Origin of the sequence: Gallibacter sp. Marseille-QA0791 (genome assembly GCF_965119705.1) — a bacterium.
Lineage (GTDB): Bacteria > Bacillota > Clostridia > Peptostreptococcales > Anaerovoracaceae > Lentihominibacter > Lentihominibacter excrementipullorum.
Map to the genome: position 1 here is coordinate 1877652 of NZ_CBCPMH010000001.1, position 14279 is coordinate 1891930.

A 14279-nucleotide genomic window follows, 5' to 3' on the forward strand; every position below is an offset into this window, starting at 1 on the left:
GGATGAGGGGAATGCCTCCGAACAGAAGGATGTATTCCCGCACGTATATCAGGGAACGATACAGCAGGTCGTCCTCGTACCAGGTGATAGTGGCGGAAACGCGCCAGAGTATCAGGACGATTGCCACAAAGGCTACGATGAAACCGATGACTGAAAGAAAGTATTTCGCGAGGATCTGCCTCGAAAGGCGGCTTCGTTGAGAAGCACTGTTTTTATTACTCAATTGTATAGCCCACCCCCCAGACTGTCTTTATGAATTTAGGTTTTCTCGCAGGCTCTCCCATCTTTTCACGGAGACGGGCGATGTGAGCCATGACGGTGTTGTTATTATCCATGTATTTCTCGCCCCAGACGGCCTCGAACAGTTCTTCTGATGAGACGACCTTCCCGCGATGCTGACACAGGTACCACAGGATGGAGAATTCCATGGGTGTCAGGGTCAGCTCCCTGCCATTGAGGAGGCATTTGTGGCTTGCCCTGGAAATGTGCAGATTGCGGATATCCAGCTCATCAGGGTCCGTGTTGGCAGCATCGACGGAGCCAGCTGCTCCGGCGTCGTTGTATCGTCTGTAGCGGCGCAGCTGAGTCTTGACGCGGGCCACTACTTCTAACGGATTGAAGGGCTTTGTGATGTAGTCGTCGGCACCCAGGGTAAGTCCTGTTATCTTATCCATGTCCTCCACCTTAGCCGTCAGCATGATCACGGGATAGAAGTGTTTTTCCCTGATATGGAGGCAAATGGAGAAGCCGTCCATATCAGGCAGCATTACATCCAGCAGCGCCAGATCGATATCCGTTTCGTTGTCGATACACTTGATCGCGCTTTTTCCGTCATAAAATTTGAGGACATCGTATCCTTCGTTTTTCAGATAGACCTCCATCAGGTCAGCGATGGCTGTCTCGTCGTCAACTATCAATATTTTTTCTTTCGCAGCGTTTTTCATGATACCACCTTTTCCGGCACAAGTATATCAGAGGGGATAAGGAAAAGCAATTGTCTTTGTCAGCAGGCAGGAGTCAGGCATTGGGTGATTGCCGGCCGGACACGGACGGTCAGAATATCTCGAGCGGTTCATTTTGACGGGGATCGCGACTTGACGGGGATTACGGCCTTCTCATATGATCCTCCTTGATACGCCCCTTTGATCCGGCTCGATTCTCCACCCACACAGCCTTCCGGTCCGGCCTGCCTCACACCTTTTCCGCGATGGAAATGAATTTTTTCAGGAGAGGGTTGGAAGCCCCTTTTTTGTAAAAGAGCCCACATGACAGTGGTCTCGACTCCGGATCGGCCAGCGGGATGTAACACAGTCCGTCGTCGTGAAACCTGCTTTCGGGAAGGATGGAATATCCGTATCCGGCACGAACGAGAGCCAGAGCCGCCTGAGGATTGTCACAGGGATGGACTGCCTCAGGAGACATGTATTCGGCTATTCTGTTCTGATATTCGATGGCCTGTCCCGGTATGGCGTAGGAGCTGCATGTGACCAGACTTTCCGAGAGGAGCTCCTGCTGATAGATTTTCTCCTTATTGGCGTAGGGATGTGATCTGGGGAGTACGCAGCACAGGGAAAGGCGGGAGATCTCGTTGAAAATGATACCTCCTTTGACAGGGATATCATTCCTGAATCCTGCCAGTACTTCGATCTCCCCCTGATAGAAGAGATTCAGCAGGGATCTGTGGGAGATTATCCTCAGGAAAGGATGGAAGGCCGGGATCTCGTCGTGGCATACGGACAGAGCTTTGTGGAGAAATTCCAGATGGGCGTCGTTGCCGCAGCCGATTGACAGAATCTGTATGTCGGAGTCGGTCTGGTGCTGTATTTTTCCCACGGCGAATTTCAGCCTGCCGATGATGTGCTTCGCGTCGGTGAGGAAGCTGATGCCTGCAGGGGTGAGAGTTACTGTCCTGGTGGTCCTGTGGAGCAGCTTGGCTCCCAGCTCGTCCTCCAGCGCGTGTATCTGGCGTGAGACGGCTGACTGAGTGATATTGAGCGCCTCGGCAGCTCTGGCGAAATTCAGGTTCTCCGCCACCTGGACAAAGGTTTCCAATTGTTGTGTATTCAATTTGAATCTCCTCCTATTATTGCGTTTATATCATTAATAATGACATTTTTTCGCTTCTTTTTCAAGTGAAAATATGCTTTAATAAAAAGGATATGAATTGCTGGGAATCAAGCGAAAGGTAAACGACAAGACTTACAAGAAGGGGGTTTAACATTGAGAAAAGTTTTACAGCAGCTTAAGCAATATAAAAAGGAAACATTTAGATGTATCAGCTTCACGACGCTGGAAGTGATCATGGAAATACTCATACCGTTTGTTACGGCCATGATAATAGACAGAGGCATCCAGGCGGAAAATCTGCCGGCGGTCTATCGTTATGGAGCGTTGATAATCGTCATGGCGTTCCTGAGTTTGTTCTTCGGCGCCATGGCCGGAAAGAACGCCGCGGGAGCGGCATCAGGGCTGGCGGCCAATCTCAGAGAAGGGATATATATGAAGATACAGACCTTCTCCTTCTCCAATATTGATAAATTCAGTGTACCGGGACTGGTGACCAGGATGACGACGGATATCACCAACGTGCAGATGGCCTTCATGATGGTCATCCGTATAGCTGTCCGCTCGCCGCTGACGCTGGTGTTCAGTTATATCATGTGCATAATCATCAGCCCGCGTCTCAGCCTCATGTTCCTGATCGCCATAGCGTTCCTGGTAGTCGTTATCGGGGCCATCATGGTGGTGACGTTGAAGATCTTCAGACAGGTATTCCGCAGATATGATGATCTGAACGCCAGCGTTCAGGAAAACATAACGGCTATAAGAGTAGTAAAGGCATTCGTCCGTGAGGAGCATGAGAATCTGAAATTTTCCGGCGCGTCCAGGGGGCTTTATGATCTTTCGGTCAAGGCGGAAAAGCTCCTGGCTTTCAACAGCCCGGCTATGATGATAGCCATATATTTCTGTATCATCTCCGTATCGTGGCTGGGCGCTCAGTTCATCGTAGGCGGCTCCATGTCCACTGGTGATCTGACCAGTCTTTTCAGTTATATCATGGCGCTCATGATGAGCCTGATGATGCTTTCCATGATCGTCGTGCTCATCAGCATGTCGCTGGCCAGCATACGTCGTATCAGTGAGGTGCTGAGCGAGGAGCCGGACCTGACTGATCCGGAAAACCCGGTGATGACGGTGAAAGACGGCAGCATCGACTTCAATCATGTGGATTTTTCATACAAACATGGCAGCGGCAAGAATGCTTTGTCGGATATAGACCTTCATATAAGATCGGGGGAGACTATCGGAGTCATAGGAGGTACAGGTTCCGGAAAGAGCAGCCTGGTGAATCTCATATGCCGGCTTTATGATGTGGACAGCGGTTCAGTGTGCGTAGGCGGACTCGACGTGCGCAGATATGACACGGAAGTTCTGAGAAATCAGGTTTCTGTAGTGCTTCAGAAGAATACGCTGTTTTCCGGTTCTATCCTCGACAACCTGCGCTGGGGGAATCCTGACGCTACAAGGGAAGAATGCATAGAAGCATGCAAGGCGGCCTGTGCTGACGAGTTTATCGACAAGATGCCGGAAGGATATGAGACCAAGATAGAGCGGGGCGGGGCCAACGTTTCAGGCGGTCAGAAACAGCGACTTTGTATCGCCAGAGCGCTGCTGAAAAAGCCGAAAGTGCTGATCCTGGACGATTCTACCAGTGCTGTCGATACGGCTACAGACGCCAGGATAAGGGAAGCTTTCGCGGAAAAGATCCCGGGTACGACAAAGATAATCATCGCACAGCGTGTTTCCAGCGTCCAGTCGGCCGACAGGATATTGGTGCTGGAGAACGGCAGGATAGACGCCTTCGATACTCATGAGAACTTGTTGAAAAACAATGATATCTATCAGGAAATATACAACTCGCAGCTGGAAGGCGGCGGCGATTTCGACCAGCCGGCTTAAGGATAGAGGAAAGGAGGAAAAGGGATAATGGAAGACAACAAAAGGAACATGAAAGAAAAGAAACCGGGCGGCAGAGTCCATACGGCTACCGGGGTCATAACCCGGGTGATAAAATATATGCTTCACTATTATAAAGGACGATTTGCTATCGTCATACTCTGTATCCTGATAACAGCCATCGCGACGGTCATCGGAGCGACGTTCCCACAGACATTGGTAGACGATTATATAGCTCCGATGCTGGCCAGCGGGACCAGCGATTTCAGCGGTCTGGCGGCGGATCTTATCCGTCTCGTATGTGTCCTGGGGGTCGGTGTCATAACGGCGTATGCTTATACCAGGATAATGGTCACGGTCAGCCAGGGAACCATGCTCCGTCTGAGAGACGATCTCTTTTACAGGATGGAATCTCTGCCTATCAAGTATTTTGATACTCACGCCCATGGCGACATCATGTCGGTATATACCAATGATGTGGATACGCTGAGACAGATGCTGAGCCAGAGCGTTCCACAGATAATAAATTCACTGATCACGTTGACAGCCACTCTGGTGACTATGATAATCCTCAATCCAGTGCTGACGGTGATCTCAATATTGACGGCGATAGCTATGCTGATGGTCACTGCCAGCCTTTCCAAGAAGTCAGGAAGGTTTTATATCAAACAACAGATGGATCTGGGTGTCGTAGATGGATTCATTGAGGAAATGCTGGATGGACAGAAGGTAGTCAAGGTTTTCTGTCATGAACAGGAGGCCATAGAGGATTTTCGAAAGGTCAATGAGGAGCTGAGAGACAGTAACAATAAAGCCAACAGCTATGCTAACCTGCTGATGCCGGTCAACGCCAATATCGGTTGGATAAGCTATGCTTTAGTGGCTATAGTCGGCGCTGTTCTCGGGATAAACGGATGGGCAGGAGTGACCATCGGTACGGTAGTCACTTTCGTTGGTCTCAACAAGAGTTTCACCAATCCGATAACTCAGGTGAGCCAGCAGCTCAATTTCGTAGTCAACGCCGCAGCAGGCGCGCATCGTGTATTCAGCCTGATGGATCAGGAGCCGGAGAGCGACGAGGGTTATGTGGAGCTGGTCAACGCCAGAGAAGATGAGAACGGTGATCTGACAGAATCCGATGTCAGGACCAATCTGTGGGCGTGGAAACATCCGCACAAGGATGATGGAACGATCACATATACGAAGCAGGAAGGTGGAGTAGTATTCGAAAATGTGGATTTCGGATATACGGATGATAAGATCGTACTTCACGATATAAGCCTGTGGGCCAAACCGGGACAGAAGATAGCATTCGTAGGAGCGACAGGCGCCGGCAAGACTACCATTACAAACCTGATAAACAGGTTCTATGATATCGCTGACGGCAAGATCCGCTACGATGGCATCAACATAAATAAGATAAAAAAACCGGATCTGAGGAGATCTCTGGGTATGGTCCTTCAGGATACACATCTTTTCACAGGTACTGTTATGGACAATATACGTTACGGCAAGCTGGACGCCACCGATGAAGAATGTATCAATGCTGCCAAGCTGGCCAACGCTGACGGGTTTATACGCAGATTGCCTGATGGATATGATACTATGCTGACGGGAGACGGTTCCAACCTGAGCCAGGGCCAGCGTCAGCTGCTGGCTATCGCCAGGGCCGCAGTGGCCGATCCGCCGGCGCTGATACTGGACGAGGCCACATCTTCCATAGACACCCGTACCGAGAAGCTGGTTCAGGCCGGAATGGACGCCCTGATGAAGGGCAGGACTACTTTCGTCATAGCCCATCGGTTGTCGACGGTAAAGAACTCTGACTGTATCATGGTAATGGAACAGGGCCGTATCATCGAACGCGGCACCCACGACGAACTCATCGAGGAGAAAGGCAAGTATTATCAGCTCTATACGGGTAATTTTGCCGAGTAAGCAAAAGGCAGGAAAGGTGTCGGCAGAGCTGAGAGGATATTAATGGGGAAAAGGCTTCTGATATCAAGGTCGGTGAGAAATCGCCGCAAAGAGGGGATAGAAAAGATAGAACAGAAAAGGCTGTCGCATTAACGGGGAATAACTGTCAGGGCGACAGTCCTTTTTTGATACGGGTTGGCGGCTGTAAGCTCCTGTTATCGTCTCATCAAGAAATGCCTATAACAGAGAATTTTGCTTGTCAATTGGCATAATGCCCGTTGTATTTCAAGCTCTTCTGATAGCGAAATAATAAAAAATCAGTTTTAGATATTGTTTTAGGCATATTTCGGACAGGTAGCCGTTGATTTTATGCCAAAATGCCGAGTGTTTTGTGGATTTTAGGCATTTTGTACCGTCTGTGAGCATCACGTAATCGTAATTTATGCCTATTGTGCGTTGATAACAGATCCTTTTTAGCATTCCTGGGTGATGGCTTCGTTTTCAAGGGACAGTTATTTCCCGTCTGTGGTGTCGCTCTTCATGAGTCTGGAATAATACGATCCTGCCTGATAAAGCGCACCGACAGGGTTGTGAGCGAGGACTCGGTCCTTGGTTACGAGAGTGGTGCACAGAGCGTCAGAGTATTTGTAAAACAGGCTGTCGTGGCCGACGCAGAGACCGATCACTATGTTGAGGTCGGTCTTTTCTCTATTGAGGAGTTTAGCCTGCATTATGGGGTTGCACATGTTTTTTCCCACGGCTTCACACTCCGGACTTATGCCGACGCGCGTCTTGGGCTGAGCGCCTATCTTACATGCAGCGCCGACGACTTCGAAGCCGTGGCATCTGAATATCTTTGCCGCCGTGCGGGCCTCTGCCAGCAGACCAACACATGTGGCGATCCCCAGCTTTCCGGCGCCGATTTTCTTTGCAAACTCCATGATCTCCTCGATCCGCGTCATTTTGCAGTAGTTTTCGTATTCCACTTCCGCAGACGCGATAGTGACATTGTGGTTTTCCTCGTCATCTGTATAGAGCGACATTGCTTCATCCAGCAGCTCCGGATCAAGATTTTTGGTGAGACAGAAATCAGGGAACTTCCCGCCTTTCATATCGCAGCCTTTGGATGCACAGTCGATACAGCTTCGCATTATTTTATCTTTTTTCATGGTAACCTCTTGGAATATACTTACTGTTTTTTCCATTATATCATAAGCTATAGTCTTTCCGGAGCTGATTTTTAAGAAAATGGACATTCCCTTTTATGATGCAGGAAATATCGTTGAAACGATATTTTCGGGATCTCAAAAAAGTACCTTAAATGCGCGGACTTTTGCGGTCAGCATGTGAAAATAAAGGGTTTTGATCCCGTCATGCTCATTTCTTTATTGAGCGGAGAAGTCATCTCGAAACCTCTGCCGCAGGCAGCTCCGTATGGCGTATCTATTTTGCGTATATATGCGCCGGACAGAGCTTATCCGATGAATGCGGCCAATCGCGCAGCCAGCTCCTCTTCGGAAAGATCGACGCTGTTATCGAAAGTCATATCGGAAGCGGCTTCGTATATGGGAAGCCTTTCATGCTCCATCGATTTGAGGGTGCCCATGTCCTTGGACAGCGGTCTGCCGTCCATAGGGAGACTGAAGACCGGTCGCCGGATATGTATGACTTTACCGTTTTGTCTGAGGGCAGCTACGTTTTCGGGGCGCAGGATCGTACCGCCGCCTGTAGCGATCACGAGACCTCGCTCTTTTCCCAGATCCGCGGCTGTCCTGCTTTCCATATCGCGAAAACGCTCCTCGCCGAAACGTTGGAATATCTCGGGTATAGTCATCCCCGCGCGTTTTTCGATCTCGATATCCATATCTACCAGGCGCTTTCCCGTTTGACCGGCCAGCAGGCGACCGATGGTGGATTTGCCGCTTCCCGGCATCCCGATGAGCACCAGATTTTCCATGCGTCTTGTCATGGCGTCTATTATGCGCTCGTTTTCATTTTCGAAAGCTCCCGGCGTTCCGAGAAAATATCCGGCTGCCGCTGTGGCTTGCGCTACCAGCATAGGCAGGCCGTTGGAAAAGCGAAGGCCGGCTTTTTCGGCATCGAGGAGCAACCTGGTTTTGAACGGATTATATATAACGTCTATCACCGATTCGCAATGCGGAAGATCCGAAAGCTCAATGACGCTTTTCAGATTGTCCGGGTATGTTCCCACAGGCGTCGTGTTAACGATGATCTGAACGGAGGACGCTATATCGGGCAGCTGACTGTAGGAGATGAGCCGTATGTCGCAGCCGGAGCCCGGCGCGTCAGCAGGCAAACGGTCCGACGTGTCCAACGGCGCCGTTGTGCAGCCGGTGGGCTTATCCGTGCTGGCCGGCGGCCTTCGGGACGCGACGTATACCTTTGCCGCGCCGCTGTCGGAGACGGCTTTCCTAACCGTCAGGGATGTGCCGCCGCTGCCGAGCACGAGCACGTTCTTCCCCTCAAAGGTGATGTCGGCGCGCTTTGCCGCGTACAGAAAACCTTCATAGTCGGTATTGTGACCGACGAGGATGCGCCCGCTCTGAGCGCCCGGCTCTTTCCAGTACAGCGTGTTGACGGCGCCTATCGCGCGTGCAAGATCGGACACCTCATCGCAGAGTGGGATAACGTCCTTCTTGTACGGTATGGTGATGTTGAGACCGTCGAAGTCGCCGCTTCTGACAAGGTCCGTCATCTCATCTGATGACAGGCTGAAAAGGTCGTATTCGTAGCAATCCAGAGATTCATGTATCTCCTTTGAGTAGCTGTGGGCCAGCGTTTTTCCGACAAGTCCGTACCTCATCATATCAGCTCCGTGTAACAGCCCAGGAATACGAATGTCTCAGGCTGATTTTCCAGTTCGCTCAGCAGATTTATCAGTTCCTGGGAATAGACCGACGCCTCCAGGTCGAAGTAAAACATGAACTCAAAGTCGCTGCCAGGTATAGGCCGTGATTCCAGCTTGGTCAGGTTGATGCCGAGAGCCGCGAACTTGGCGATGGTGTGGTAAAGGGAACGAGGTACATGTGGCAGTGACAGGATCAGACTGATTTTGTTGGAGCCTGGGTAGATCTCCATGTTCTTGGAAATGCAGATAAAGCGTGTATAATTGTTGTCACTTATCTGGATGTGTTTTTTGAGGAGCTCCAGGCCGTAAAGCTCCAGGCACTCTTTGGAAGAGATCGCCGCCACATCGTTCCGGCCGCTTTCGGCTACCATTTTAGCTGCCAGCGCTGTATTTTCACAAACAGTCACCTTGACATCCTTCAAGGTCTTGAGGAATTCGCCGCATTGGCCGATAGCCTGTTCGTGGGAGAAGATCTCCTTTACGTCCGACAGCTTGGTTCCGGCCTTGGCCATCAGATTGTGGGTTATCCTCAGTCTGATGCTTCTTGCGATATGAAAATTGTAATTCTGCATCAAGTCGTATACGGTGCCGACAGAACCGTAGGAGCTGTTTTCGATAGGGAGGATGCCGTACTGGCACAGTCCTTTTTCGACGGCGTTGAAAACCCCTTCGAAGCTGTTGAAGAACATCACGCTGGGAACTTCGAAAAGCTTTTCGCAGGCCGCCTGCGAGTGAGAGCCTGCGACGCCCTGGCATGCCACGACAGCTTTTTTTGGAAAGAGCTTCGGCGTATGTTCGAGGGCTGCCGCTATCCTTTCAGCCAGGTCTGATCTTCTTGCCAGAAAGTTGTTTTGACACGATCTGCTGGCATCGAAAATAGTGTTGAACAGCAGTCTGGCATATCCGTCAAAAGGCTCGCCTATCTGCTCGGAGACTTTGTGGAGCACTTCCTTCTCCCTGTTGTCGTTGAGGACCGGGATCTGGTGCTCTTTCTTATACTTGGCTATTTCCAGCGAAGTCTCCATGCGAGTCCTGAACAAATCGGTTATCTGAGAATCGATCTTGTCAATATCCTGTCGCATCTGTTCTAAATTTTTGTCTGTCATCGTTTTACCTCCATGATACAATCTAAAAGTCCCAGGGCCATGGCCGCCTCCGCGATAGGAACGGCACGCATCACCACGCATGGGTCATGTCTGCCCTTCACCCTGAGGGTCGTATTTTCCTTTCTATATAGATCCACCGAAGCCTGCTCCTTTGCGATGGAAGGCGTCGGCTTGAAAGCCAGTCTGGCTATGAGTGGCATTCCCGTGGTTATGCCGCCCAGGATCCCGCCATGGTTGTTGGTCCTGGTTTTCACAGTATCGCCTTCGTAGTAAAAGGCGTCGTTATTCTGTGATCCTCGCAGCAATGTGGCGGCAAATCCGGCACCGAACTCGACTCCTTTGACGGCAGGGATACCGAAGAAAAGAGGTGCCAATGTGCTTTCCAGTCCGTCATACATGGCGCCGCCGATACCCGCAGGGATGTTGAGGCCGCAGACTTCGACGACACCACCTACTGAGTCTCTGTCCTCCATGGCAAGCCATATCCGTTTCTGCATTTCCAGTTTGGCGCTCCGGGAAATCACTGCCATATCTTTCGTCTTCAAATCGTTCAGCAGATCGGCGTTTACAGCTGTCGGGTCGAAAGGCTCGTCTCTGGCATCGGCGACCGAATATATGTGACCGCCTATGGTGATGCCCTGTCGTTCCAGTATTTGCATGGCTATGCCTCCCGCGATGCAGAGAGGAGCAGTCATCCTGGCGGAAAAAGGCCCTCCGCCGGCCATGTTGAGGCTGTCGCCGTATCGGAGCCGGGCCGTGTAATCAGCATGTCCGGGGCGAGGCACGGTCCTCAGAGCTCTGTAATCGGCAGAGCGTGTATCGGTGTTTCGTATTTCCAGGGAAATAGTGTTATCGGTGACTATCATCCTTTTACCTGACGGATCGCCGTTCGATACGGTATCTGACTGAACGGCATCTGACCGATGGATGCTGCAGGGTTCCAGTCCCGTCAGAGGCAGCGGGATATCCGGCTCTTTCCGCCTAGTGGCGAAAATGCTGTTGCCGGGAGCGCGCCTCCTTAGAAAGGCCGTCAGTTTATCCATATCTATTTCAGTCCCTACAGGGATACCGGTGATATCGACACCGATGGCCGGCTCGTGAGATCCGCCCCATATGGATATCCGGACGTTTTTTCCTATGGTGGATATCATTGTCACACCTCCTGTACATTACCGCCCAAAGCGGTAAAATCGTCGAAAAACTCAGGATAAGATTTGGCGACAGCATCGGCGCCTCTGATGATCACAGGAGCATTACAGCCGCAGGATGCCACAGCGGCCGCCATCACGATGCGATGGTCATTGTGGCCGTATACGGTGCCTCCGCTGAGGGAGGGCTGTCCTGTGATGGAAAGCCCTGAGCCGCCGTCAGTTATATCGGCGCCAAGCCGCGAAAGGAAATCGAAGACAGTGCGGAGCCTGTCGGATTCTTTTAACCGGAGGCGTTCCGCGTTGGATATCATCGAAGTCCCGTCGGCGAGAGACATGATCGCTGCCAGGACGGGAACCAGATCAGGGATCTGAGACACGTCGACTTCCGCTGGAAGGAGGCTGGCCCCATGGCATCGGATAGATATATCGCCGATTGTTATGTGAGCGCCCATCTCTTCCAGGATATGGACGATCTGCTTGTCGCGCTGGGAAGATGAAAGCTCCAGCCCGGTGAGGGTGATATCTCCGCCCAAGGCTCCGCAGGCCAGCCAAAAGGCAGCGTTGGACCAGTCGCATTGTATGGTCGTCCTGGCAGGCTCTATGTACTGTTGGTTCCCGGGGATCTCATATATGTAAAAGCCCTGGGGCGATGTCTCGATGTTCACTTTTATACCGAAGTCTCTCAGCACGTCCAGCGTCAGATCCACGTAGCCGGCCGATTCCAGGGCGGTAGTCAGCTCGAGTTTGCTGTCCCCGTCCAGCAAGGGGAGAGCCATCAGCAGCCCTGTTATGAACTGAGAGCTTATATTGCCTGCGAGACGATAACTGCCTGATGTCAGGCGCCCCCGCACGGTACATATTTCCATGTGTCTGTTTCCGGCTTTGGGTGGACTGTTTTTCATGGTAAAGCTGCATCCATGGAGCTCCATCTCCTCTTTGAGAGGGGAGATGGGCCTGTAGGGCAGCTGGCCTGTTCCAAGGAACACAGCTTCCTTTTTAAGAGCCATGGCTACCGGGAGCATGAATCTCAGGGTAGAGCCGCTTTCCCAACAGTCCAGGAAAGGCTTCTTCTTATCCAGCTGGACAAGACAGTTTTTCGTAGCCTCGATGTCCTGAGAAAAAGACGGGACGTCGGAGGCGGATTCATTGCCGTTACCTTGAAGGCGGGCCAGCTTCTGAGCGATGAGGAAGCGATGAGCATGGGATTTGGAAAGAGGTGCCTGCAGTGTTCCTGTCAGTTTTCCGGGAGTGATCTTTACATTCATATGTCCTTTCCTTTCAATTGCTCCAGTTGCTGTATGCCGCAGGAGATGAATCCCTCGAGCTGATCTGTAGGTATGGTTTTCAAGCGGCATTTTCCTACGATCCGGGGTATGACGAGAGTTATTTCATTGCCGCGGATCTTCTTATCGGCCAGGGCGGCTCTTGTCAGTTCCCTGGCGCTATATGGATAGTCAAGAGGGAATTTGAATCTTGTGAGTATAGTCCATATACTGTCTGAACACGGTTCTTCGCTCCATTCCAGCGCATCGGCTGCGGACGAGACGATGACCATCCCCATGGCCACAGCGTGTCCGTGGCTTATCCGGTAATCGCTGAGCTTTTCGATGGCGTGAGCCAGGGTATGACCGAAGTTGAGAAGCTGCCTGCTTCCGGTGTCACGCTCGTCCTCTTCTACCACGATCCGTTTTACTTCCACAGCCCGTGCGGCGATCTCCGTCAGGAAATCGCTGTCAGCGGCTGAAGTGAGCGCATTTATCTCATCTATTATGGCCCTGTCGCCGATGAAGCCTGCCTTTACAGCTTCAGCGATGCCGTCCAACATGGCGTCGTAGGACAAGGTATCCAGCACGTAAGGGTCGAAGACCACCAGCGATGGCTGCCAGAAGGCTCCTGCCAGATTTTTACCGGCATCGAGATTGACACCGGTCTTGCCGCCTACCGATGAATCCACGATGGCCAGCAGCGTCGTCGGTATTTGTATGTAGTCCACTCCCCGAAGGAAGGAGGCGGCGGCAAAGCCTGTCACATCGCCGACGATACCTCCACCCAGGGCGATGAGCATATCGCTTCTGGAAAATCTGTTGTCGGCCAGGTAGTTGAGGAGGCCTGTTATGGTGTTCATGGTTTTGCTTTTTTCGCCGCCTTCGAAGACATACCTGTACATGTCGAATCCTGCTCCGGCCAGAGCCTGCCACAGGTCGCAGCTCTCACCGCCGAAAAGCCTGTTGGTAGTTTCATCGGCCACTATACAGAGCTTCTTCCCGGGAATTATCCCGGCTTCTTCCATCAGAGCCGGGATGCCGGACAGGGCGCCCCTTTCCATGACTACGTCGTACTCCTTTGAAGCGGAAACGGTAATTTTTATCATTTCTCCATCCTTTCGTATCGCTGCCTGCGGCTGTCTGGCAGCCGCGGGCGGGATTTGCCCTAGAAGATCTCTCCGTCTATGAGAGCCTTCTTTTCCCTTCCGTCTTTAAGCAGAGCCCGCAGCGTCTCGCTGTCACCTGAGGCTATAGCGTTCCTGTAGAGCGTCAGGTTTTCCATCAGTGTATCGATTTCGCTTACCAGATTGTCCGGATTTTCCAGAAACAATTCGGTCCACATATCCTCATTGAGCTTGGCCACTCTGGTAAGATCCTTGTAGCTGCCTGCGGAAAACCCTTCGTGCCGCTGCGCCGTCGGGCTCTTTATATAGGCGTTGGAAACTACGTGAGCCAGCTGCGATGTGAAAGCTATCCGTCTGTCATGTTCCTCCGGCGTGGTTATCTCGATATTTGTGAAACCGATGGAAGTGAAAAGAGACTTCAGCTTGCTCATGCTTTCGATGGGTCCTTTGGTGGCGGTAAAGATCATCGACGCATTGTTGAACAGTGATTTTTTGGCATATGTAAAGCCTGAGTGCTCCAGGCCGGCCATGGGATGGCCGCCGACGAAAAGGAACCCTTTCTCTTCAGCCAGTGGTATCAGCTTGTCGCAAACCGGCTTTTTTACACCGCAGCAGTCGACGACGATGGCGCCCGGCTTGAAAAGGTCGGCGTTCTCAGTCACATAATCTATGGTATCGCCCGGGTAAAGAGCCACGACAACGATATCGCATTGAGTCAGAAGCTTGTCGTTCAAGGGCTGTTCGATGGCGTCTACCAGCACGGCTTTTTTGACTACCTGATCGGATATGTCATATCCGTATACAGTGTTGTCGGTATTTTGACTTATGGCTTTGGCCAGGGAGCCTCCGATGAGACCCAGGCCTGCTATCCCTATCTCCATGGTGATCAC

The 14279-nt window shown here is 51.6% G+C and carries 11 protein-coding genes; 2 read left to right on the forward strand and 9 right to left on the reverse strand.

Annotation, left to right across the window (positions count from 1 at the left end):
• Window positions 1-215 precede the first annotated feature (215 nt).
• A complete protein-coding gene (vanR, locus tag ACQY69_RS08700; RefSeq protein ID WP_428260136.1) occupies window positions 216-944 on the reverse strand; it encodes a VanR-ABDEGLN family response regulator transcription factor in 729 nt (242 codons plus the stop codon).
• Between the two features lie 247 nt (window positions 945-1191).
• On the reverse strand, window positions 1192-2067 hold the full coding sequence (locus tag ACQY69_RS08705; RefSeq protein ID WP_428260137.1) for a LysR family transcriptional regulator: 876 nt from the start codon (window positions 2065-2067) through the stop codon (window positions 1192-1194).
• A gap of 153 nt (window positions 2068-2220) precedes the next feature.
• Between ACQY69_RS08705 and ACQY69_RS08710 the strand changes: the two genes are divergently transcribed.
• Together ACQY69_RS08710 and ACQY69_RS08715 are read left to right on the forward strand one after the other, a co-directional pair.
• Window positions 2221-3960 carry an ABC transporter ATP-binding protein gene (locus tag ACQY69_RS08710; protein WP_428260138.1) on the forward strand — a complete coding sequence of 580 codons (1740 nt, stop codon included), beginning with the start codon at window positions 2221-2223 and terminating at the stop codon, window positions 3958-3960.
• 48 nt (window positions 3961-4008) lie between these two features.
• Window positions 4009-5895 carry an ABC transporter ATP-binding protein gene (locus ACQY69_RS08715; protein ID WP_428261043.1) on the forward strand — a complete coding sequence of 629 codons (1887 nt, stop codon included), beginning with the start codon at window positions 4009-4011 and terminating at the stop codon, window positions 5893-5895.
• A gap of 491 nt (window positions 5896-6386) precedes the next feature.
• Here ACQY69_RS08715 and ACQY69_RS08720 read toward each other — a convergent pair whose 3' ends face one another.
• The 7 genes from ACQY69_RS08720 to ACQY69_RS08750 all read right to left on the reverse strand — a co-directional run bounded on the left by ACQY69_RS08720 (window position 6387) and on the right by ACQY69_RS08750 (window position 14270).
• A complete protein-coding gene (locus ACQY69_RS08720; protein WP_428260139.1) occupies window positions 6387-7043 on the reverse strand; it encodes a DUF1847 domain-containing protein in 657 nt (218 codons plus the stop codon).
• 305 nt (window positions 7044-7348) lie between these two features.
• Window positions 7349-8698, reverse strand: a complete 1350-nt coding sequence (locus ACQY69_RS08725) for a shikimate kinase (RefSeq protein WP_428260140.1) — start codon at window positions 8696-8698, stop codon at window positions 7349-7351.
• Entirely contained in the window at window positions 8698-9849 is a 1152-nt protein-coding gene (locus tag ACQY69_RS08730; protein WP_428260141.1) for a bifunctional chorismate mutase/prephenate dehydratase, read from the reverse strand. The genes ACQY69_RS08725 and ACQY69_RS08730 overlap by 1 nt, the downstream gene beginning before the upstream one ends.
• Window positions 9846-11000, reverse strand: a complete 1155-nt coding sequence (aroC, locus tag ACQY69_RS08735) for a chorismate synthase (protein ID WP_428260142.1) — start codon at window positions 10998-11000, stop codon at window positions 9846-9848. Before aroC ends, ACQY69_RS08730 begins: the two co-directional genes overlap by 4 nt.
• Before the next feature lie 2 nt (window positions 11001-11002).
• On the reverse strand, window positions 11003-12265 hold the full coding sequence (gene aroA / locus ACQY69_RS08740; RefSeq protein ID WP_428260143.1) for a 3-phosphoshikimate 1-carboxyvinyltransferase: 1263 nt from the start codon (window positions 12263-12265) through the stop codon (window positions 11003-11005).
• Window positions 12262-13371 (reverse strand): 3-dehydroquinate synthase, encoded by a 1110-nt coding sequence (gene aroB, locus ACQY69_RS08745; protein WP_428260144.1) that lies wholly within the window; start codon window positions 13369-13371, stop codon window positions 12262-12264. The genes aroA and aroB overlap by 4 nt, the downstream gene beginning before the upstream one ends.
• 59 nt (window positions 13372-13430) lie before the next feature.
• Entirely contained in the window at window positions 13431-14270 is an 840-nt protein-coding gene (locus ACQY69_RS08750) for a prephenate dehydrogenase (RefSeq protein ID WP_428260145.1), read from the reverse strand.
• Window positions 14271-14279: the final 9 nt, after the last annotated feature.

Bases quoted from the DNA above. Each gene is read 5' to 3' on its own strand.
- aroC (WP_428260142.1), bottom strand. From the start codon at position 11,000: ATGATATCCACCATAGGAAAAAACGTCCGGATATCCATATGGGGCGGA.
- ACQY69_RS08725 (WP_428260140.1), bottom strand. From the start codon at position 8,698: ATGAGGTACGGACTTGTCGGAAAAACGCTGGCCCACAGCTACTCAAAG.
- aroA (WP_428260143.1), bottom strand. From the start codon at position 12,265: ATGAATGTAAAGATCACTCCCGGAAAACTGACAGGAACACTGCAGGCA.
- vanR (WP_428260136.1), bottom strand. From the start codon at position 944: ATGAAAAACGCTGCGAAAGAAAAAATATTGATAGTTGACGACGAGACA.
- ACQY69_RS08750 (WP_428260145.1), bottom strand. From the start codon at position 14,270: ATGGAGATAGGGATAGCAGGCCTGGGTCTCATCGGAGGCTCCCTGGCC.
- ACQY69_RS08715 (WP_428261043.1), top strand. From the start codon at position 4,009: ATGAAAGAAAAGAAACCGGGCGGCAGAGTCCATACGGCTACCGGGGTC.
- ACQY69_RS08720 (WP_428260139.1), bottom strand. From the start codon at position 7,043: ATGAAAAAAGATAAAATAATGCGAAGCTGTATCGACTGTGCATCCAAA.
- aroB (WP_428260144.1), bottom strand. From the start codon at position 13,371: ATGATAAAAATTACCGTTTCCGCTTCAAAGGAGTACGACGTAGTCATG.
- ACQY69_RS08730 (WP_428260141.1), bottom strand. From the start codon at position 9,849: ATGACAGACAAAAATTTAGAACAGATGCGACAGGATATTGACAAGATC.